The sequence below is a fragment of the Shewanella sp. Arc9-LZ genome, from assembly GCF_010092445.1.
Taxonomy (GTDB): domain Bacteria; phylum Pseudomonadota; class Gammaproteobacteria; order Enterobacterales; family Shewanellaceae; genus Shewanella.
In genome coordinates this window covers 4,443,154-4,463,981 of record NZ_CP048031.1, presented here as the reverse complement: position 1 = coordinate 4,463,981, position 20,828 = coordinate 4,443,154, and the positions used below count along the sequence as shown (strand labels likewise).

Below are 20,828 nucleotides of genomic sequence, written 5' to 3'. Positions count from 1 at the left end.
AGCCTTGTGGATGCGCACGAAGTTCGGAAGCTCGTGCTAAAGTTTCACAGACAGAAAATCAACCCCGTGTCGATTTCCCGCGCCGATAAGGGGGCGTATTATAGCAGCAACAATGCTAGTTGACCACGTAAAAACTGAAAATAAACATTAAATTGCCTATTCTAGTTTAAGATTGGCCTGATTCTTGATTTTTAAGATTTGTTAATTGGTTGAAAAATGAACATTTGTTGGCGTGAATTAGGCTGTTTATGGGGCCTTGGTCAGCTTATCGATGCTGAGCATTTGATATACTGTTTCAGCAACCGCCACAATAAAGTCGATGTCTAACGTGGCTATTGTGTCGTCGGCCGTATGATATTGCGCATGGGGTGGCACGCCAAAATACACCCAGGAGTAGCCGGCTTTATGAAATGGGTAATGGTCTGACGCTCTGAGCCAATCACTTTTTTTCATCCGGCCACTTAGTAAATTTGTGTGATGAGTGCGAATACATAATTGGGTCTGTTGCATCAACAATGGTTTGATTGACTCAAAATTTGACAGATTTTTTTGCCCTTCCATGTAGATTGCTCTACGACGATCTGGGTGGCCTATCATGTCCAAGTTTACACTTAGCTCAATGTCCATCTGTGGGTATTGCTGCAATAACGTCACTAATTCATAGCTGCCATATAAGCCTGGTTCTTCAGCGTCGGTTGCCACAATCATCAAATTAACATCATCTAACGGCGGATTCTTCTGCCATTGGGCTGCTATTGCCATCATTCCGGCAATGCCTGAGGCATTATCATCAGCACCTGGATACATTTTATTGGCCGTTTGACCTAAGTGATCATAATGAGCGGTAATCACTCGCCATCGGTTTGAGCTATTTCTTGCCGCAATAGTGGCAATAATATTGACCCCAGAGACGGTCGAAAATTGATGTTGAAAACTAAACGGGACGGCAAAATTTGACTGCCAGGGTTGTAAGCCCATCTCTGTAAATCGTGTGATTAAATACGCTTGAGTGAGGCGGGCGCCTTCAGAGTCAGTCTTGCGGCCTTGAAATTCAGTGGAACTCAGTGTGGTGATATCTTCAGTAATTTGGCTATGGGCGCTAGACCAAGAGGTGATAATAGCTGACGAGCATTGTTGAGGTGTTTGGCTGCAGGCATTGAGTAAGCAGCACAATAACATCATAGCCAATACCTTGAGGTGAATTTGAGTAGTAAACATAATGTGCTCTCCTCTTATTCACCTAAGGTTTGGTATTTTATCTCAGCTTGTTATTTGGCTTTTTTAGCCTTTACACGTTTATTGTGAAGCGCCAGCATCGGCTTTAGGAATCTCGCGGTATGAGACTCTGGGTGCTCTGCTACTTCTTCTGGGCTGCCTGCAGCTAAAATCATGCCGCCGCCAGCACCACCTTCAGGGCCTAAATCGATAATCCAGTCTGCGGTTTTAATCACATCTAAATTATGCTCAATCACCACGACAGTGTTGCCATGAGATTTTAAGCGATGCAGTACTTCTAACAATAGTTGAATATCGGCAAAGTGAAGCCCTGTAGTGGGTTCATCTAAAATGTATAAGGTTTTACCTGTATCGCGTTTAGACAGCTCTTTGGCCAGTTTTACGCGCTGAGCTTCACCACCAGATAAGGTGGTCGCGCTTTGCCCTAAGCGAATGTACGACAAGCCGACATCCATTAAGGTTTGCAATTTACGTGAAATAGATGGAATCGCATCAAAATAGCCACGAGCGTCTTCAACCGTCATTTGCAGCACTTCGTGAATGTTTTTGCCTTTGTATTTTACTTCTAAGGTTTCGCGGTTATAACGCTTACCTTTACACGAATCACAAGGCACATAAACATCAGGTAAAAAGTGCATCTCCACTTTAATTAAGCCATCACCTTGGCAGGCTTCACAACGACCGCCTTTGACGTTAAACGAGAAGCGACCCACTTGATAACCACGGGTGCGCGATTCTTGTGTGCCAGCAAACAGTTCACGTATTGGGGTGAAAATACCCGTATAGGTGGCAGGGTTCGAGCGTGGCGTACGGCCAATAGGGCTTTGATCAATATCGACTACTTTGTCGCAATGATCCATGCCTTCAATACTTCTGTAGGGCGCAGGTTCATCCACGGTAGCGCCATTGAGCATCCTATGGGCAATTTTAAAGAAAGTGTCGTTAATCAGTGTCGATTTACCTGAACCCGATACGCCAGTAACACAGGTAAACAATCCAACTGGAATGGTTAAATCAACATCTCTTAGGTTATTACCCGAAGCACCAAATAGCTCAATCACCTGTTTCGGATCGATAGGGGTGCGCTGGTCACTAATGTGTATTTGCTTTTTACCGGAAATATATTGACCCGTAACCGACGCTTCACAGTTAAGAATATCTTCTAGCGTACCGTCACAAATGACTTCACCGCCATGTACGCCGGCACCTGGGCCAATATCGATAATGTGATCCGCTAAGCGAATCGCATCTTCATCGTGTTCAACCACAATCACGGTATTGCCTAAATCACGCAGATGGATCAGGGTTTGTAATAAACGTTCGTTATCGCGTTGATGCAAACCAATTGAAGGCTCATCAAGCACGTACATCACGCCCACTAAACCCGCTCCAATTTGGCTGGCTAGGCGAATACGTTGCGCCTCGCCACCCGATAAGGTTTCAGCTGAGCGCGACAAGCTTAAATAGTTAAGCCCCACATTGACCAAGAAGCCAAGACGTTGACTGATCTCTTTTAATATTTTTTCGGCAATTTGCGCGCGTTGTCCTTCAAACACTACGGTGTCGAAGTATTGTTTAGCTTCGCCAATCGACCAAATGGTCAGTTGCGGTAGGTTTAACTCACCAATAAATACGTTACGGGCTTCTTCACGTAAGCGCGAACCACCACAGCTGTTACACGGCTGCATATTAATAAATTTAGACAGCTCATCGCGCACCGAGTTACTTTCGGTTTCACGGTAACGGCGATCCATATTATTTAAAATGCCCTCAAACGGATGATTACGGATCACTACGTCGCCGCGGTCATTAATGTATTTAAAGGCAATATTTTGTTTGCCTGAACCATATAAGACAATCTTTTTAACTTTGTCGCTTAGTTCGGCATATGGCTTCTCAACATCAAACTTATAATGCTCGGCTAGTGAGCTGAGCATTTGGAAATAGTAAAAGTTGCGTCGGTCCCAGCCTCTAATCGCGCCGCCGGCTAATGAGAGTTCATCATTAGCAATGACTCGTTCAGGGTCAAAAAACTGCTGCACACCTAAACCATCACAAGTTTGGCAAGCTCCGGCCGGATTGTTAAACGAGAAAATACGCGGCTCAAGTTCGGCCATCGAATAGCCACAATGCGGACACGCGAAATTAGCTGAAAATATCAGTTCTTCGGCTTTGCTATCATCCATACTGGCAATTTTTGCAATGCCACCAGATAATTCTAAAGCGGTTTCAAACGACTCAGCCAAGCGCTGTTTCATGTCTTCGCGGACTTTGAAGCGATCGACAACCACTTCAATGGTATGTTTGATGTGTAAATCTAATGTTGGAGGATCGGTTAAGTCACATACTTCACCGTCAATACGGGCGCGGATGTAGCCTTGTGCCGATAAGCTTTCCAGTAACTTAACGTGCTCACCTTTACGGTCGTTAACCACTGGCGCAAGCAGCATTTGGCGGCTGTCTGCCGGCATCGCCAACACTTTATCCACCATTTGACTCACTGTTTGCGCTGACAACGGCTGATTATGCGTTGGGCAGCGAGGCTCGCCCACACGGGCAAACAACAAGCGTAAATAGTCATAGATTTCGGTAATGGTACCGACCGTAGATCGTGGATTGTGCGAGGTTGATTTTTGTTCAATTGAAATGGCAGGGCTAAGGCCTTCAATATGATCTACATCGGGTTTTTCCATTAAGCTCAAGAATTGACGCGCATACGCCGACAGCGATTCGACATAACGACGTTGGCCTTCTGCATACAAAGTATCAAAGGCTAATGATGATTTTCCTGAACCGGATAACCCAGTTATCACAATAAGTTTGTCACGGGGAATGGTTAGATTGATGTTCTTAAGATTGTGGGTTCGGGCACCGCGTATTTCAATTTTATCCATCTATATCACTCTATGACTTATGTAAAACAAAACAGCGATCAGTATCGCATAGTTTGTTGGGGGACTTCATATCAATTTTGACTATGTTGGTTTCATGGTACGCATAAAACTCAGCTAAAGTTTAACATGCGCAGATAAAACACCTTATATCAAAAACTGTGATTTCCTTTTGAGCTAATTTCTGGCGCTGTGATAATATGCGCACCTTATAATATTGTTGAATTACTTATCGAAGGGCAACAGCATGGCCAGTAATGGACTGTCGGGTATGGAGAAAAAGGTCGCATTTTCGTTAGCCAGTGTGTTTGGTTTACGAATGATGGGATTGTTTATGATTATGCCTGTCTTCGCGCTGTATGGTCAGCACCTTGAAGGCTTTTCACCGCTATGGGTGGGTATTGCCATTGGTGCTTACGGATTAACCCAGGCTTTTTTACAGATCCCAATGGGCATTTTGTCCGACAAATACGGACGTAAGCCGATTATTCTAGGTGGCTTGGTATTGTTTGCCATTGGTAGTTTAATTGCCGCATCATCGGATCACATTTACGGGGTAGTGTTTGGTCGCGCAGTCCAAGGTATGGGCGCAATAGCTGCCGCCGTGTTAGCGCTTGCCGCCGATTTAACTCGAGACGAGCAACGCACTAAAGTCATGGCGATTATCGGCATGTGTATTGGCTTTTCATTTGCCTTGTCATTATTGGTTGGGCCTATTGTGGCGCAATACATGGGCTTAACGGGGTTGTTTTTATTAACAGCAGTTCTGGCAGTATTGGGCATGTTAATTGTGCAGTTTTTTGTTCCCAATCCTATTAGCCAAGCGCCTAAAGGCGATACGGTCGCCACTCCGACAAAATTAAAGCGTATGTTGTTAGACCCGCAGTTATTTCGCCTAGATGCAGGTATTTTTATTCTGCACTTAGTGCTAACCGCGGTGTTTGTTGCATTGCCGCTCGATTTGGTGGATGCCGGTTTAGTCAAAGAAAAGCATTGGATGTTGTACTTCCCCGCTTTTGTTGGTGCATTTTTCTTAATGGTGCCGTTAATTATCATTGGGGTGAAACGCAACAACACCAAAACCATGTTCCAGTTGTCGTTAATGATCATGATGGTGTCACTTGCCGCGATGGGGCTGTATGCCGATAACCTTTGGGTGTTAAGTGGGGCTGTAGTACTATTTTTCACCGGCTTTAATTACCTTGAAGCATCATTGCCAAGTTTGATTGCTAAGTTTTGTCCTGTCGGCGATAAAGGTTCGGCTATGGGCGTGTATTCAACTAGTCAATTTTTAGGCGCATTTTGTGGCGGCATGTTAGGCGGCGGAGCTTATCAGCTCGTCGGCGCATCGGGAGTGTTTTTTGTCGCGCTAGGGCTAATGTGTGTGTGGTTATTTTTGACCCTCGGCATGCAAAAGCCTGTGTTATTGAAAAGCTATACTCTTGAAGCTACAGTAAAAGATAGAAGCGATGCACAAGATATGGCCAGTAAATTGTCACAGTTAATCGGTGTTGTAGAGGCCATTGTGGTGCTCGAAGAGAAAGTGGCTTATTTAAAGGTCGATGATAAATTCAATTTAAGCGAAGCGCGAGCTGTGTTAGGCTCTGTGAATTAGATCGTGTAGATCATTCAGCTTAGTATTCAGTTAAAGTAAACAGATAAAAATCTCAGGAGATTTCGATGGCTAGTCGTGGTGTGAATAAAGTGATTTTGGTCGGTAACTTAGGTAAAGACCCTGAGGTTCGTTACATGCCAAACGGCAATGCTGTTGCCAACTTTACTATAGCGACAAGTGAGTCGTGGAAAGACCAACAAGGTCAAATGCAAGAACGTACCGAGTGGCACAACATTGTTATGTATCGTCGTCTTGCGGAAATTGCTGGCGAGTACTTAAAGAAAGGCTCTAAAGTTTATTTAGAAGGCAAATTGCAAACCAGTAAGTGGCAAGATCAGACTACCGGTCAAGACCGTTATAAGACTGAAATCAACGCTATGGAAATGCAAATGTTAGACAGCCGCAACTCAGGTGATAATGCCGGTGGTGGTCAGTATCAAGGGCAAGGTCAAAGCTCTGGGCAAAACGCCGGACAAAATATGGGACAACAACAGTCTCGTCCTGCACCAGCACCTCAAGCTCGTCAGCCACAAGCGCAATACAATCAAACTGCGCCTGCTGCAGGTAATGAAGCTTACCAAGCTCAGCCTAATGCTGGCCAGCAAGGTGGTGGTTACCAGCAACAATCTGCGCCAGCGCAACAAGCTGCACCTGCTTATGCACCAAAGCCAGCCGCTGCACCTCAGGGTAATTTCCAACCACAAAATGCTCCTGCACAGCGTCCAGCACCACAGCCACAACAAAACTTCACTCCAGATTTAGATGAAGGCTGGGATGACGATATTCCGTTCTAATTTTCACTAGAGATTACATAATCCAATGTGTTGATTAAAACTTTTAAGGCCTGCTTTTGCAGGCCTTTTTGTTTTCTACGTTAGAGAAGCAACGAGACTGACTCTGCCAGCAGTATCTTTATGGTGTAAATATCACTGTGGCAGTTTTAGGATATAAAATGTTTTATTCAATTAAAACAGAGTATTCATCAAGTGACTTATGACCTCTTGCCGTCAGAAAGCTCAACAACGCTTCGGGGCTACGGTTCAGTAAGCGTTCAATTGGAAACCCCACTGTTTCAATGACCTCAATGGCTTTTTCAAACTCGCCTAAGCTAAAAGCAACATGCGAGTCAGAACCCATAACGAGCAGTCCACCTGCTACTTTTACTGCATTAGCTATTTCAATACAGTTGCATGTACTGCCTTTTCTCGACGTCAAAAAAGAGGAGTTATTTATCTCTAGCGCCACGTTATGTTTGGCAGCGGCAGCGGCGACGCGCTTAATATCGATTGGATAAGCAGGGTTGCCTGGGTGAGTAATAATGTCGACATTACCACTTTCAATACAGTTGATGAGTGCAGTAGTGTGAGCCTCTTTAGTCGATGGTGGGAAAACGGGTTCATGGAACCCTGCCAACACAATATCGAGCTCTTTTAAATAATCACCAAAAAAATCAATCTCGCCATGTTCATTTTTGATATTCGCTTCAATGCCGCGCAGCACGCCAACACCGTCAACAATTCTAGGTAACACTCTCATATTTACAAAGTGCCAAAAATGGGGCGCATCAGCCATATCTGGGCCATGATCGGTAATGGCGAATAACTTGATACCTTTGGCTTTCGCAACACAAAGGTAATCATGGAAGGTACTATAAGCGTGAGTTGACGCTATAGTATGCGCGTGAATATCAACAAGGAATTTCATGGCGAGTCTCGTTCTCTGAATCAAAAACAGTAGGCATCAAGTCTACGCTGTTAACTGGGCTTTCTCTATGATCACTTTTGTTGATTACTTGCAGCAGGTATTGAGGCATATTGTCGAAGATGCCTTGGCGTTATACATGGCTGTTTTCCGGCATTTGTAGTGAGCCAATCGGCCGCACATGATATTAACGATGTTGTAAGGCATTTGATATGAAATAGGCCGAATGTTGTCACTTTGCCTTACATATTCCACTTCTTAACCCGAGTTGAGGCTGAATAATGAGAGATGAGTTAAGAGCGAAAATTATTGCCGTGTGTGATAAAAAAATTGCGGCGAAAGGCGATAACGTAGGTTTGTCATTTTATGCATTTTTTGCCAACAAAAATGATAATCCTCAATTGCTGATGGAAGCGGCAACATGGTGGATTCAAACACACCAATTGGATCATTTTGTGAAGGCCCACAAAATTAAACAAATGATTCATAATGGCTTGTAATAGTCTGAATAAATTATGTGCGGCGGAGCAATACTGACCAATATTCAATAAGTAACCGATATATAGATTAAGTCATGCCTTAATGATTAAGCTTAATCGCTTAACGGGTTTTTAGATGACACAAGTCGTTTTTGAACGATCAATCAAAATTGTACTAATAGTTTTGACCGTTTTAATGTTATATTTTCACTCTTGAGTGACATTAACGATATTAAATGTCGTGCTTAATACCGATATAGTTAGCAGATATTTTTTGAAAAAAGCCGGAGGAATGAGTGGGAATAATTGGTCGACTGTTAGTTATTGGCGCCACTTTACTATTTTTTAGTGGCTGCGCTAGCACCTCAACAGCGGGTGATCCATTCGAAGCGGTTAATCGAAAAAGCTGGGACTTTAATTACCAGGTCATGGACAAATATGCTTTAAAACCAGCAGCAGAAGGCTATGAAACAGTCCCTCAGCCGATCCGACAAGGTGTGACAAATCTGCTATCAAATCTAAGTGAACCTCTTTATGCAGTAAATAACCTCTTACAATGGAAAGTGACCGACAGCGGTAGCAGTGTTTTACGTTTTGTCGTCAACACCACAATCGGCCTTGTGGGTCTTTTTGATCCTGCTACCGATATGGGACTAGTGAAAAAAGAAGAAACATTTGCGCAAACCTTTGGTGTTTGGGGTATTGGCAATGGGCCTTTCATCATGTGGCCTGTTTATGGCGCCAGTACTGCACGTAATACCGTCGGAGATTTTGTTGATGTTTTTGTGTATCCCTTATCTATTCTGTCGTTTGAACAAAGGGCCGGAAAGTTTGTGTTGGAAGGTTTAGACAGTCGGATTGATTTTCAGCAATATGAACCCATATTAGACGGATCGTTAGATCCTTATGGCTATGTTAAAGATGTCTATTTGCAGCGAGATGCTCACTTGGTCAATGACGGTAAAGTGGCTGAGACTGAATCTGACGAATTTGATCTAGAGTTTGATGACGAACTATTAGATGATGAGCTATTAAATGACGCACCTGCAGACGACAAATCAGACGATCACACTGATTACAAGGTAACGGACTAGCCAATGTCAAACATCAAAACGTTTTCATCTTGTACGAGTGAATTAAAAAATATTCGCGAATTTGTGGTAGATGCATGCCGCGATTTTCCTTTTAGCGAAGGTAAAGTCAATGAAATCGTATTGGCCGTTGATGAGGCTTGTGCCAATGTTATTCGTCATGGTTATCACATGTCGAAAAAGGGCTGTATAGAAATCGTGGTCAGCAGTGATGATGAGCATGCGCTATTTGTGATTAAAGATGTGTGTTCGCAGATTACTGACAAGCAATTAATACCGGCAGAAAACAATTTATGTAAACCAGGTGGGTTAGGCCTTTGTCTTATTCATTATGTGGCTGAAAAAGTAAGACTTATCCCACATAAAGGCAAAGGTAATTGGTTAGAACTGACGGTTAAATTTGAGTGATATAAAATGAATATTGAAATTGAGACACATAACAATTACCAAGTGGTTAAGCTTTATGGCGAGGTCGATCTGAGCAACTCTCGCAGTATCAAACTCGACATCATAAAGTTAATTAAGAGTAAAAATAACATCATTGTCGATTTCACCCACCTGCAATATATCGATAGCTCAGGGATGGCTTCACTGGTTGAGGCCTTCAATGAAGCCAGAGAAAATGACACTGAATTTCATATCGTTGGTGCCAACGGTTCACCGCTTCAAGTACTGCAACTAACCCGTTTAAACACGGTGTTTAACTTAGCTGATTCAGTAAGTGCTGTGAGTAACAATGGTTAACCCTATCATTACTGTAGAGCATTTGTTTGCCCAATATGGCGATACCCATGTACTCAAAGACGTCAATTTAGAGGTCAACCCCGGCGAAATTCTGGTGGTGATGGGCGGATCTGGTTCTGGTAAAAGTACCTTGCTTAACCATATGCTTGGGCTTAAAACCCCTACGTCAGGCACTATCATGATTGATGGTGTGAATATTTTCACGGCTAAAAATAAGCAATTACGTAACTTACGCAAAAAAATGGGCGTGGCTTTCCAAGGCGGCGCACTACTGAGTTCATTAACGGTGGCAGATAATGTCAGGTTACCTTTAGAGCACAACACTTCATTGGATACCCAAACCATTGATATTATGGTGCGGATGAAGCTTGAATTAATGAACATGGCTGGAACAGGCCATCTAATGCCTTCGGAATTATCAGGCGGCATGCTAAAACGAGCAGGACTGGCTAGGGCCGTTATTATGGACCCTAAATTACTGTTTTTTGATGAACCTTCAGCAGGGCTTGATCCCACAACTGCAGTTGAACTTGACGAGCTTATTCTCACTTTGAGAGATGCCATGAACATGACTATCGTGGTGGTCACTCATGAGTTAGAAAGTGTGTTTAAAATTGCCGATCGCGTGGTGGTATTGTTTGCGGGTGAAGTGGTGGCGAATGGCACCGTTGATGAGATTAAAAACTCGCCAGATGAACGCATTCAAAACATGATCAACCGTCAACCGAACACTTACAGAGATGATGGTGAGGTTTATCTCAATCGTTTGTTAAATAAGGATGAAAAATAATGAATGCCTTGTTTAATTCAGTCAGTAACTTAGGTGCCGCAACGCGTAAAAATATTGAAAGTGTTGGCCTAGCAACGTTATTTTTAATGCGTATCGTCAGCAGCCTATTCACTGGGCTGGTGTCATTTAAGCAAGTGATTAAGCAGATATATTTTATTGGTAATCGGTCTTTAATTGTCATTATTGTTGCGGCGCTCTTTACCGGTATGGTTGTGGCACTGCAGTTTTACGATACCTTAGTGCGATTTGGTTCAGTGGATTTATTGGGTTCGGCAGTTGCCTTGAGCCTGATTAAAGAATTAGGTCCGGTGATGACAGCATTAATGGTAATAGCACGAGTTGGCTCTGCGACCTGTTCAGAAATTGGTATTATGCGTAACGAGCAACAATTTGATGCGCTTGATTGCATGGCGATTAACAGTTACCGCTATGTGATGCTGCCAAGACTATTAGCGGCGTTGTTTTGTGTTCCTATGCTGACGGCCGTTTTTGACTTGGTGGGCATTGGCGGTGGCTATATCGTTGGAGTACACATTCAAGGAGAAAGTCCTGGTGCATATATTCAAGGTGTAATGGATACCATTAGCTTTAAAGATGTGCTGGTTGGTCAAATAAAGTCATTGGTATTTGGTTTGTTTATTATGTGGATACCTTTATATTACGGCTTTTATTTACACTTAAATCAAAAAAATATGGGCGCTGAAGGCGTCAGCAATGGCACCACTCAGGCGGTGGTAATGAGTGCAATTATTATGTTATTTAGTGACTATATCGTTAGCTCATTAGCGCTATAACTAGAGGTTTCAATGAAAAACAATTACGTCAATTTTCTCGTCGGCCTGTTTGTATTATTCGGGATTGGGGCCTTGGTATTTATGTCAATTACCATTGGTGGAGCATCGGTCACTAATAGTGGTAACTACACCTTAGTGGCTAAATTTGAAAATTCTTCAGGTTTAAAAGAAGGTGCCTTTGTCGAAATGTCAGGTGTACGTGTTGGATTAATTCAATCGATTAATTACGACCCTAAAGCGTATGAGTCAGTCGTTAAAATATCATTAGATAATGCGATTACCGTACCTGATGATTCGATAGCCTCTATTCGTACATCAGGTATTATTGGCGACAGATTTGTTAAAATATCTACCGGTGGTTCAGAAATAAACATGGCAGATGGTGAAGAGTTTATTGAAACAGAATCATCAATCAGCATCGAAGAGTTAATAAGCAAATATATGTTTAGTCAGGATAAATAATGAAATCAATAATTTTTTTAATCATGATGCTAGTGATGCCGTCTCTAGCTTTGGCGGCACAAGAACCAACAGAACGCGTTAAATTAGGTGTGACAGATATCATTAGTATCGCATCAAATAGCGCCTTGTCAGTCGAACAGAAAAAACAATCACTCAGTGATGTGATTGAAAAACACGTCGACATACAAGCCTCTGCACAACGAGTGTTAGGTAAGTATTGGAGACAGGCAAGCGATACCGAAAAACGTCAATTTATGGTGTTGTTAAAAGGAGTATTAGTCGATACCTATATTGTGTTGCTAGAACAGTATGATAATCAAACGGTTGATTACACCAATGAAACAATCAAGAAAAAGGTTTATGCATCGGTAGATACTGAAATTCATACCAAAGAAAATATCATTCCGGTTTCATATCAGCTTTATCAACGTAATAATGAATGGAAAATTTACGATTTTGTTGCTGAAGGTTTATCGATGATCCGTACCTTTAGTAACGACTATAAAAGTACTTTGAAAAAAAGCGGTGTCACTGGTTTGAATGAAGCCCTTGCTGCTAAATTAGCCCAAAAGTAAGGTTACCCTTGAATATTGATAGAGCATTAGCTAACAGCATTATTGATGAAACCTTATGGTTTAAAACCAATTTGGCAGTCACATTAAGTGAGTTTAATTATTACTTAATTAAAAAAAATGGCCAAGTCAGCTGTAATTTTTCATCCTTGTGTGATGAGCATTACACCCGGCTCTATCAACAATTTAAAGCATTGTCGTTACAACACAGTATTACGGAAATTGTGCCTCTAAAGGACGATGGAAAAATGTGTTGGGTACTGCCTTTTGGTAAAGAATCGAGCTTATTTGACTGTATCATTCTGCTTAATTTACCTGCAGGAACTGAATCGCATCATGTTAGCTCGTTGTATTTTAGGCTTTTGTACCAGCTAAAAAGCTTCCAGTTTTCCGAAGCGTCATCACAACTTAACGCTGCCCAGGTGTGGATCCGCGATGAGATAGAAGAAATTTCGCGCTTGCAGCAATTGATGTTGCCAGACAAAGGTATCGTACTTAGCTCTGTTAAAATGGCTTATACCTATAAAGCGATGAAAGGTGCTGGTGGTGATTATTTAGACATTGTCGACCTTGGTAAAAGTCGCCCGGATGTCCAGGGTGATATCGGAATGATTATTGCTGACGTATCGGGTCACGGCCCCGCCGCGGCAGTAGAAACCGCCATGATAGATGCCATCTTACGCACCTTTGAACCGAAAGATTTAAACAGTAGTTCTTCTGAAGTGCTTAATTATATCAATCAACATTTTTTCACTAAAAAGCCTCGTGGCAGCTTTTTAACCGCTACAGTAATGCGTTATAACTTCCAAGAGAAAGAACTTATTTATGCTAATGCAGGCCATCCTCACGCCTATTTGAAAAAAGCCAACAGGCTGGTTGCCTTAGATCAAGGTGGCATTCCTATAGGGGTACTGCGTGAGCAAAATTGGGATACCTACCGGGTTAGTGTTGATGTAGGTGATATCTTATTTGTGTATACCGATGTGGTCATCGAAACGCAAAATGCCCACAAAGAATTATTTGGTTTCGATCGCTTAGAAAAAGCCATCAGCGCAGCACCCGATGAACCCGAAGCTATGCTGGAGTATCTGGAGCAGCAAATGAAACAGTTTTGCGGTTTTTCAGAGTTTCAGGATGACTTAACCATGTGCGCAATCCAGTTTATCTAAGCTAATTGAGTATTTAATCATTGAGAAGATGAAGATTGGGATGACGATATCCCGTTCTAGGACATCTCCAGTCACAGGTTTAATCGTTTTTATCAATAACTAAAAAGCCCTGAGTTAACGCTCAGGGCTTTTTTTATCTCACTGGTTTGTTGGGCTATTAAGCGGTTAATGCTTCAGCTGGGCCGAAGAATTCATAATGAATTTGGCTTTCTGGTACACCTAAGCTGGTGGCGATGGCCAATGCTGCTTTCATAAAACCGGTAGGGCCAAGCAGGTAAAATTCTACATCACGGTCTGCAGGGAGTTGCTCTGCAATGATTGATGCATCAATAAACCCAGTGGCATGAGGCTGGCAATGTTGTTCTGGCTGGCTGTAAACATACAAAGGCTTGATGTGGTCATGTGTTGAGGCAAGTTGATCAACATGGTGTTTAAACGCATGGACATCACTATTTATGGCCGCATGAATAAAGCGAATATCGCGTCCTGAACCCGCTTCAGTATTGAGCATACTAATCGCAGGAGTAATACCGACACCGCCAGTCAATAATATTAACGGCTTGGTGTTTTTTCGTAAGATGAAATCGCCACTGGGTGCACGTAATTTCACTTTATCGCCTAACTGAATATTGTTATGTAAGTGATTTGAAACCACGCCATTAGGTTCACGCTTGACGCTAATTCTTAAATAATCTTTGCCTGCCGCGTCAGATAGACTGTAGTTACGACGCATTGATACGCCGTCGATATCATCAAATACTAAGGTCAAAAATTGCCCAGCGTCAAAGTTTGGTAAGCCTTTATTATCAAAAGGTTGAAAGTAGAATGAGGTAATCACTGAGCTTTCATCTACACGTTTGACTAAAATAAAGTCACGCTCGCCACGCCAACCACCTTGTTGTTGCTCTTTAGCTGTATAAATTGATTCTTCCGCCGCAATCAATATGTTGGCTAATTGGCCGTAAGCCTTGGTCCAAGCATCAATCACTTCGTCTGTTGCAGCATCACCGAGTACGGCTTTAATGGCTTGTATTAAACAACTGCCAACAGCGTCATATTGTTCAGGTAAAATGCCTAATGCAACATGCTTTTGAACGATTTTACTAACGGCATCACTTAAATTGCCCAATTCATCAATATTGGCACCGTAAGCAATAACCGCATTTGCCAGTGCTTTAGGCTGAGTGCCTTTGGCTTGGTTAGTTTGATTGAAAAATGGTAATACTTCTGGATGCTGTGCAAACAGTAATGGATAAAAATGGCTGGTGATGTCATTAGCGTAAATTTGCAGAGCCGGAACGGTGGCTTTAATAATTTGAACAGTTGCAGTGTCTAACATTAATGATTTCCTTCTAGGGAGTAAAATAGCGATAAGCTTCAATCAATTACCTTGTCTACCCATACATTGCACAGAACACGCCAATATTTATCTAGCTGATTTAGCAGGTATAATTTTCATAAGGGTTAATTTGACCTAGATCAATATATATGTCAAATTAACCGAAATTGGGTTAATTTGACATATTATGAATATTGTTCCCTTTATCGACATTGTAGAAGACTTAAATCGTGACCTGATAAAATCGGAACGATACTTACGACTGATTTTAGCGATTCAGCGCGCTATACCATGTGACGTAGTGGCCTTGTTGAAACTTAAACATGACCATTTAGTCCCTGTGGCTGTTGTAGGGCTAAAGCAACAAGCCCTCGCGAGACAGTTTTCGATCAACCACCATCCACGCTTACAGCAAATTTTAGCTAACCCACATATTACCCGCTTTGATGCCGACTCAACACTGCCCGATCCCTACGACGGTTTAGTCGATGATGGTAGTGAACAATTGCACGTGCATGACTGCATGGGCAGTACCATTTATATCGACGGTAAAGCGTGGGGCGTTTTAACCTTAGATGCCATGAAAGCAGGTAGCTTTGATGCGCTTAACCCAACCGAAACCCGCGCTTATATTGCTGCTGTGGCCGCTGCGATTAGTACCAGTGAACATATTGAAGCATTAGAAGTGCAAGTTGAACGTAATCATCAAGTGGCGCAGTGCATGTTAGCGACTGCTGGACCGTCGAGTATTATTGGAAACAGTGTCGCAATTACGGATTTATTGTCTGAGATAAATACCGTTGCAGCCAGCGATCTATCGGTATTAATCACTGGCGAAACTGGCGTGGGTAAAGAGCTGGTTGCCAAAAGTATTCATCAGCAATCACGTCGCAGCGAGCAACTACTAGTACAAATTAACTGTGCTGCATTGCCAGAAAGCATCGTCGAAAGTGAATTATTTGGTCATGTAAAAGGCGCGTATTCTGGTGCGGTAAGTGACCGTCGCGGCCGCTTTGAATTGGCTGATGGTGGGACATTATTTTTAGATGAAGTGGGTGAGTTACCACTTGCGGTGCAAGCTAAGTTACTACGTGCGTTGCAAAACGGTGAAATTCAACGAGTCGGCAGCGATAATATTATCGTGGTGGATGTCAGAATTGTTGCCGCTACTAACCGTAATTTACAGTTAGAAGTCAAAGAAGGTCGCTTTAGGGCTGACTTATATCATCGCTTGAGTGTGTATCCTTTACCTGTGCCACCATTACGGGATCGTGGTAAAGACGTTATTTTACTGGCTGGCTATTTTTTAGAAAAAAACCAACATCAGCTTGGCGTCGCGAAACTGAGGTTACAGCAAACCGCCATTGATCAGTTAACCCAATACCATTGGCCTGGCAATGTGCGAGAGTTAGAACACTTACTCAGTCGAGCTGCGTTAAGGGCTATTAGCGAGCAAGGGCGTCATGCCAGTATCATTAACATAAGTCGTGTTCATCTCGGTTCAGAGTTTGTTGTGAGCCATACAGTAGCACCAGCAATAGCCGAGGTTGATAATATCAGCGACAGTAATGTCGCAGCCGCATTATCGCAGGTGTTAACCCTTGGACTACGTGATTCAACCGATGAGTACCAACGACAAATAATACAGACGGTATTAGCGACCGAAAGAGGTAATTTAGCCGCTGTTGCCAGAAGTTTACAGCTGGATAGAAGCAATTTAATCCGCACCATGCGTCGTTTAGGGCTTGATCCTAACGCGGCATACTAAGAATGATATCCAAAGAAGCCGTGACGTGTGCGGCTAATTGTCTCGTCTGAAGTCATCTCGTTCTGCAGTAATGACGATTTGAGTTTAATTAGAATATATTTTGTTATTTCAGTAATATATTCCGAAAAATTCTGGTCTATATATACTGAGTGAAGTTGGATTAATTAGAGTTTCCTAAAGGATTAATGTTATGCAAAAAGGTTATGTAGGTCATATTTCGTTGGTGGTTGCCATCGTCGCAGTCGCGATTGCTGCTTTGATGGTTTTTGGCTCGTCACTGGGATTGTGGGACCCGATTGTCGGCTTTATGGCCAGTCGTAATTACAATAACCTGTTGGGTTATTTAGTGGTGGTGGTTGCGGTGCTGGCATTAGTGACCAGCTTTACCATTAAGCAAGACAGTAACGCTAAGGGCAAAGGCATATTAACCTCTACAATAGCGCTATTACTGGGCTTAGCTATATTGTCGCCAAGCATTATGGCGTTGGTTATCAAACCAGTGAAATACCCACCTATTCACGATATTACTACCAACACTCAATCACCACCGCAGTTTGAGTTTTTAACTGACAGCCGGGTTGGCGCTAAAAATAGTTTGGTATATGGCGGAGAAGAGATTGCCGCGCAGCAACTGCAAGCTTTTCCCAATATTCAACCAATTGCGTCAGACTTATCGGTAGAGGCGGCTTATCAAAAAGCATTAACTGTCGCTAAAACCATGGGCTGGACCATTGTCGCTCAAGACCTAAAAGCACTGCGCTTTGAAAGTACGGCAACAACGCCTTTTTTCAATTTTGCAGATGATGTCGTTATCGTTGTGTCTACACTAGAACAGGGCAGTCGTATTGATTTACGCAGCGTGTCGCGGATTGGTATTGGCGATGCTGGTGTGAACGCAAAACGCATTCAAGAATTTAGTCAGCGGTTCTCTGAATAGTCTGAGTCTTGAATAAATTATGCAGTAGGTTTTAACCAATAAAAAGGAGCATAAAATGCTCCTTTTTATTAATGACGACAAAACGGTTAATTAACTTAAATGCTTAATCGAAGATACAGCTGCTAACGATTATTATGCTAAGTTTTGTGATGCGAGATATTTCTGACTTTAAATCAGCTTTTTAAATCAGCTCTTTAGCAGAACTGCCATTGTTTGTAGTCATCAATCAGTCGGTATCGCGCTTGATGGATATGATGCGAAAGTACAAAGCTGTCTCTCTATTTTACTCGCTTAAAAAGCTATCAAAAAATACATAACAAACAGCGCTATATTGATGCTCTAATTGATATAGGATGCTTATCATTTAACTGCAGTAAGTCCCAAAGATTGCCGTACAGATCTTCAAATACCGCCACTGTGCCGTAGTCTTGCTCTTGAGGTGGGCGCACAAACTTAATCCCATCGAGTTGCATGCGGTTATAGTCGCGCCAAAAATTGTCGGTATTCAAAAAAAGAAATACCCGTCCGCCGGCTTGGTTACCAATAAAATCATGCTGCTCTGGTTTTGATGCCCTTGCTAGCAGCAACGACACTCCGTTTGACCCCGGAGGCGACACCACAACCCAGCGTTTGTCTTGTTCTGCTTGATAGGTGTCTTCAATTAAATCAAACTTCAATTTATTGACATAAAAATCGATGGCTTCATCGTAATCATTCACCACTAGCGCGATGTGAACTATAGACTGTTTCATTATTATCCTTTGATAGCGTTGTAAATTAGCCAGTGAATGAGCGTTGTAAATTAACTAGTGAGTTAATGCAAGATTATCTGTGCCGTCGATTATGCATTAATTAACCAGAACTCGGGATAACAAACGCCTCGCAAACTGCCTTTTGCCTTGCTAACTGCGTTATTTTTTACATGAGAAGACTTGCAATAGGCCAGCTATTGACGGGTTAATTCGTTTTGTTAGTAAAACAAATGACAAGTTTGAGAGTGGTTAATGGCTAAGCTTAATATCTTTATCATTCTATTCTCATCTCTACCCCTAGTTGAGGTTAATTCGATAGGTATGGAGATATTCACGCATAAAAAAAGCCACAGCAATGAACTGTGGCTTACTGATACTAGCGAGTCAGTGAATTCTAAATCGATTAGTTCTTTTTAGAATATTTTGCAGCTTCTTCACCCGCTAAGCGACCGAAGGTGATGATGTCTGAAATGGCATTACCACCTAAGCGGTTAGCACCATGAACACCGCCAGTCACCTCACCAGCACCATACAAGCCTGGGATAACCTGCTTCTTAGCATTCATGACTTCAGCTTTAGTGTCGATCATCACGCCACCCATAGTGTGGTGAACACCAGGTGTGACTTCGATTGCGTAGTAGTTACCTTCGTTAAGTGCGCGCGGTAGGTTTGGACGCTCAAAATCAGTGTCTTTACCGCTACTCACTAAGCTGTTGTAACGCGCAACAGTTTCAGTCAGTGCTTTGCCGTCAATACCTTCCATTTTACCTAATTTAACTAGGCTATCTGCCGTTGGTGCAACACCTAAACCAATATACTTATCAATTTTTGACAGTGATTTACGCACTGAATCATCAAAAATCAAATAAGCTGATTTACCGGTTTGCGCTAAAATAGCGGCAGACGCTTTATCACGAGTAGTAATTTCGTTAACGAAACGCTTACCTTCACGGTTAACCAAAATCGCACCATTACCACGTACCGCTTCAGTGACCATTACGCCACCTTTAACAGATAGTGTTGGGTGAGCTTGGATATATTTCATGTCTTTCAATGCGCCACCCGCATTTTCTGCCACATCCAGTCCATCACCTACTGCACCAGGTTGGTTAGTAGAGATAAAGCCTTTTAGCGAAGGATCGAGTTTAGCGACACGTTCGTTATTTTTAGCAAAACCACCCGTTGCTAAGATTACCGCATCGGCTTTCACCCAGTAGTAACCTTTGTACATACCCTTAACCAGAATACCTTTAACAGTGCCTTTATCATCTTTAAGCACTTCAATGCCGCGAGTGTTCATGCGTAAGTCGATATTGCGTTTCACTGCATTATCATAAAGTACTTGAACGACATGGGCACCAACACCAGCACCACCAGTTGGACGGTGTGCACGGTTAACAGATGCACCGCCCATCATGCCAACATCGGTTAAATCGGCGCCCATAGCGGTCATCCAATCAACAGAGTCTTTAGAGTGTGAGCTTAATACTTTAACTAATGCAGGGTCATTTATGTTTTGGCCACCTTTCATGGTGTCTTCGAACATTAACTCTGGGCTATCAGTAATTTTTTTGGCTTTTTGTTGATCAGTCCAAGCAGCGTTCATGCCACCTGCAGCCAACTTAGCATTACCGCCAATAACAGGCTCTTTCTCTATAAGAATGACTTTAGCACCACTATCTGTTGCAGATATTGCAGCAGAGAAACCTGCGCCGCCAGAACCGACAACCACTACGTCAACAGTGTCGTGTGGGGCGCTAGCAAGAGCCGCCTGACGTTCTGATTTGTCTTTGGCCAATTCAGCAATAGTCGGTTCGTCACGTAGCCATTTTTTAGCATAAGGCATGTTGAAATCGAAGCTGTGGCAAGAGTCACAGTACACCATCGATTTTTCGTGGGCGCTGTGGCATGAGGTACAAGCTACTTCGCCTGGGAAATGGGAAGCATGAGCATTGTAATGTTCATGTTTTGTGGTTTCAGCTACTTCAGCAAGTGTGCCATGGCAAGATACACATTGGGCATTTTCATAGGTTAAGCTGTCGTTTGACAGTTCACCGTCTGGTGTATGGCAACTATCACACTCTTGGTTTTGTACATGGAATTCAGCTAAGTTATCAGCGGCAACAGCATTGCCCATTAGGCCTGCTGTGCCCATTAATGTAGCAATACAGACTGCAAGATTGATCTTTTTCATTTTTTGCTCCCCCTTCTAAACCTAATGACGATTAGTTCATTAACGATAGAAGCCCTTTCATTGTTTTAGTTAGGCTGAAGTGAAACTGACTTCACTTCACTTTAAAAATACGGTCCAAATTAGCATCGAGTTGATCAGCTATTATTTTCGCTCAATGTAATCTTTGCCTAAGGGGGCTCAATCAACAACCAGATAACCAGAATAGAGGGCAGAAATGACAACTCAATCACAATCCTAAAAATGCGCTATGCAAACATGCATAGCTATAAAGGGGTATATGCAATTTTGCATAGC

General features: G+C 42.6%; 19 protein-coding genes. 13 read left to right on the top strand and 6 right to left on the bottom strand.

Annotated elements, in window-relative coordinates; all coding sequences use genetic code 11:
• Nucleotides 1-246: 246 nt before the first annotated feature.
• Nucleotides 247-1,218: a M20/M25/M40 family metallo-hydrolase gene (locus GUY17_RS19220; protein ID WP_162024044.1), complete on the bottom strand. Its 972-nt coding sequence runs from the start codon at nt 1,216-1,218 to the stop codon at nt 247-249.
• A 50-nt stretch (nt 1,219-1,268) separates the two neighbouring features.
• A complete protein-coding gene (gene uvrA, locus GUY17_RS19215; protein ID WP_162024043.1) occupies nt 1,269-4,130 on the bottom strand; it encodes an excinuclease ABC subunit UvrA in 2,862 nt (953 codons plus the stop codon).
• A 244-nt stretch (nt 4,131-4,374) separates the two neighbouring features.
• Here uvrA and GUY17_RS19210 point away from each other — a divergent pair, with 244 nt between their 5' ends.
• Nucleotides 4,375-5,742 carry an MFS transporter gene (locus tag GUY17_RS19210; protein ID WP_101084979.1) on the top strand — a complete coding sequence of 456 codons (1,368 nt, stop codon included), beginning with the start codon at nt 4,375-4,377 and terminating at the stop codon, nt 5,740-5,742.
• A 65-nt stretch (nt 5,743-5,807) separates the two neighbouring features.
• Complete coding sequence (locus GUY17_RS19205) at nt 5,808-6,536, top strand: single-stranded DNA-binding protein (RefSeq protein WP_162024042.1); 729 nt, start codon at nt 5,808-5,810, stop codon at nt 6,534-6,536.
• Between the two features lie 163 nt (nt 6,537-6,699).
• On the opposite strand, the gene GUY17_RS19200 is transcribed toward GUY17_RS19205, so the two are convergent.
• Entirely contained in the window at nt 6,700-7,446 is a 747-nt protein-coding gene (locus GUY17_RS19200) for a phosphatase (RefSeq protein WP_162024041.1), read from the bottom strand.
• 278 nt (nt 7,447-7,724) lie between these two features.
• Here GUY17_RS19200 and GUY17_RS19195 point away from each other — a divergent pair, with 278 nt between their 5' ends.
• The 9 genes from GUY17_RS19195 (at nt 7,725) to GUY17_RS19155 (ending at nt 13,544) form a co-directional block, all read left to right on the top strand.
• Nucleotides 7,725-7,943 carry a DUF6500 family protein gene (locus tag GUY17_RS19195; protein WP_162024040.1) on the top strand — a complete coding sequence of 73 codons (219 nt, stop codon included), beginning with the start codon at nt 7,725-7,727 and terminating at the stop codon, nt 7,941-7,943.
• Between the two features lie 275 nt (nt 7,944-8,218).
• On the top strand, nt 8,219-9,016 hold the full coding sequence (locus GUY17_RS19190) for a VacJ family lipoprotein (protein WP_162024039.1): 798 nt from the start codon (nt 8,219-8,221) through the stop codon (nt 9,014-9,016).
• A gap of 3 nt (nt 9,017-9,019) precedes the next feature.
• On the top strand, nt 9,020-9,421 hold the full coding sequence (locus GUY17_RS19185; protein WP_101084984.1) for an ATP-binding protein: 402 nt from the start codon (nt 9,020-9,022) through the stop codon (nt 9,419-9,421).
• A 6-nt stretch (nt 9,422-9,427) separates the two neighbouring features.
• Nucleotides 9,428-9,757 carry an STAS domain-containing protein gene (locus GUY17_RS19180; protein ID WP_011639120.1) on the top strand — a complete coding sequence of 110 codons (330 nt, stop codon included), beginning with the start codon at nt 9,428-9,430 and terminating at the stop codon, nt 9,755-9,757.
• Nucleotides 9,750-10,547, top strand: a complete 798-nt coding sequence (locus GUY17_RS19175; protein WP_101084985.1) for an ABC transporter ATP-binding protein — start codon at nt 9,750-9,752, stop codon at nt 10,545-10,547. Before GUY17_RS19180 ends, GUY17_RS19175 begins: the two co-directional genes overlap by 8 nt.
• On the top strand, nt 10,547-11,341 hold the full coding sequence (locus GUY17_RS19170) for an ABC transporter permease (protein ID WP_162024038.1): 795 nt from the start codon (nt 10,547-10,549) through the stop codon (nt 11,339-11,341). The genes GUY17_RS19175 and GUY17_RS19170 overlap by 1 nt, the downstream gene beginning before the upstream one ends.
• Before the next feature lie 12 nt (nt 11,342-11,353).
• Nucleotides 11,354-11,803 (top strand): outer membrane lipid asymmetry maintenance protein MlaD, encoded by a 450-nt coding sequence (mlaD, locus tag GUY17_RS19165; RefSeq protein ID WP_101084987.1) that lies wholly within the window; start codon nt 11,354-11,356, stop codon nt 11,801-11,803.
• Nucleotides 11,803-12,378: a phospholipid-binding protein MlaC gene (locus tag GUY17_RS19160; protein ID WP_101084988.1), complete on the top strand. Its 576-nt coding sequence runs from the start codon at nt 11,803-11,805 to the stop codon at nt 12,376-12,378. Before mlaD ends, GUY17_RS19160 begins: the two co-directional genes overlap by 1 nt.
• A gap of 8 nt (nt 12,379-12,386) precedes the next feature.
• On the top strand, nt 12,387-13,544 hold the full coding sequence (locus GUY17_RS19155) for a PP2C family protein-serine/threonine phosphatase (protein ID WP_101084989.1): 1,158 nt from the start codon (nt 12,387-12,389) through the stop codon (nt 13,542-13,544).
• Nucleotides 13,545-13,701: 157 nt separating this feature from the next.
• Here GUY17_RS19155 and hmpA read toward each other — a convergent pair whose 3' ends face one another.
• Entirely contained in the window at nt 13,702-14,883 is a 1,182-nt protein-coding gene (gene hmpA, locus GUY17_RS19150; RefSeq protein WP_162024037.1) for an NO-inducible flavohemoprotein, read from the bottom strand.
• Nucleotides 14,884-15,070: 187 nt separating this feature from the next.
• Here hmpA and norR point away from each other — a divergent pair, with 187 nt between their 5' ends.
• Both norR and GUY17_RS19140 read left to right on the top strand, forming a co-directional pair.
• Complete coding sequence (norR, locus tag GUY17_RS19145) at nt 15,071-16,651, top strand: nitric oxide reductase transcriptional regulator NorR (RefSeq protein ID WP_162024036.1); 1,581 nt, start codon at nt 15,071-15,073, stop codon at nt 16,649-16,651.
• Between the two features lie 190 nt (nt 16,652-16,841).
• Nucleotides 16,842-17,588, top strand: coding sequence for a DUF1499 domain-containing protein (locus GUY17_RS19140; protein WP_254439837.1), 747 nt, complete (start codon nt 16,842-16,844; stop codon nt 17,586-17,588).
• Between the two features lie 326 nt (nt 17,589-17,914).
• Here the strand turns inward: GUY17_RS19140 and GUY17_RS19135 are convergent, their stop codons facing one another.
• Both GUY17_RS19135 and GUY17_RS19130 read right to left on the bottom strand, forming a co-directional pair.
• Complete coding sequence (locus tag GUY17_RS19135) at nt 17,915-18,340, bottom strand: VOC family protein (RefSeq protein ID WP_162024035.1); 426 nt, start codon at nt 18,338-18,340, stop codon at nt 17,915-17,917.
• Between the two features lie 403 nt (nt 18,341-18,743).
• On the bottom strand, nt 18,744-20,534 hold the full coding sequence (locus tag GUY17_RS19130; RefSeq protein ID WP_162024034.1) for a flavocytochrome c: 1,791 nt from the start codon (nt 20,532-20,534) through the stop codon (nt 18,744-18,746).
• Between the last annotated feature and the right edge of the window lie 294 nt (nt 20,535-20,828).

What these genes read in the sequence shown, in the direction of transcription:
- GUY17_RS19220 (WP_162024044.1), bottom strand. Translation starts at nt 1,218, where the DNA reads ATGTTTACTACTCAAATTCACCTCAAGGTATTGGCTATGATGTTATTG.
- uvrA (WP_162024043.1), bottom strand. Translation starts at nt 4,130, where the DNA reads ATGGATAAAATTGAAATACGCGGTGCCCGAACCCACAATCTTAAGAAC.
- GUY17_RS19210 (WP_101084979.1), top strand. Translation starts at nt 4,375, where the DNA reads ATGGCCAGTAATGGACTGTCGGGTATGGAGAAAAAGGTCGCATTTTCG.
- GUY17_RS19205 (WP_162024042.1), top strand. Translation starts at nt 5,808, where the DNA reads ATGGCTAGTCGTGGTGTGAATAAAGTGATTTTGGTCGGTAACTTAGGT.
- GUY17_RS19200 (WP_162024041.1), bottom strand. Translation starts at nt 7,446, where the DNA reads ATGAAATTCCTTGTTGATATTCACGCGCATACTATAGCGTCAACTCAC.
- GUY17_RS19195 (WP_162024040.1), top strand. Translation starts at nt 7,725, where the DNA reads ATGAGAGATGAGTTAAGAGCGAAAATTATTGCCGTGTGTGATAAAAAA.
- GUY17_RS19185 (WP_101084984.1), top strand. Translation starts at nt 9,020, where the DNA reads ATGTCAAACATCAAAACGTTTTCATCTTGTACGAGTGAATTAAAAAAT.
- GUY17_RS19180 (WP_011639120.1), top strand. Translation starts at nt 9,428, where the DNA reads ATGAATATTGAAATTGAGACACATAACAATTACCAAGTGGTTAAGCTT.
- GUY17_RS19175 (WP_101084985.1), top strand. Translation starts at nt 9,750, where the DNA reads ATGGTTAACCCTATCATTACTGTAGAGCATTTGTTTGCCCAATATGGC.
- GUY17_RS19170 (WP_162024038.1), top strand. Translation starts at nt 10,547, where the DNA reads ATGAATGCCTTGTTTAATTCAGTCAGTAACTTAGGTGCCGCAACGCGT.
- mlaD (WP_101084987.1), top strand. Translation starts at nt 11,354, where the DNA reads ATGAAAAACAATTACGTCAATTTTCTCGTCGGCCTGTTTGTATTATTC.
- GUY17_RS19160 (WP_101084988.1), top strand. Translation starts at nt 11,803, where the DNA reads ATGAAATCAATAATTTTTTTAATCATGATGCTAGTGATGCCGTCTCTA.
- hmpA (WP_162024037.1), bottom strand. Translation starts at nt 14,883, where the DNA reads ATGTTAGACACTGCAACTGTTCAAATTATTAAAGCCACCGTTCCGGCT.
- norR (WP_162024036.1), top strand. Translation starts at nt 15,071, where the DNA reads ATGAATATTGTTCCCTTTATCGACATTGTAGAAGACTTAAATCGTGAC.
- GUY17_RS19140 (WP_254439837.1), top strand. Translation starts at nt 16,842, where the DNA reads ATGCAAAAAGGTTATGTAGGTCATATTTCGTTGGTGGTTGCCATCGTC.
- GUY17_RS19135 (WP_162024035.1), bottom strand. Translation starts at nt 18,340, where the DNA reads ATGAAACAGTCTATAGTTCACATCGCGCTAGTGGTGAATGATTACGAT.
- GUY17_RS19130 (WP_162024034.1), bottom strand. Translation starts at nt 20,534, where the DNA reads ATGAAAAAGATCAATCTTGCAGTCTGTATTGCTACATTAATGGGCACA.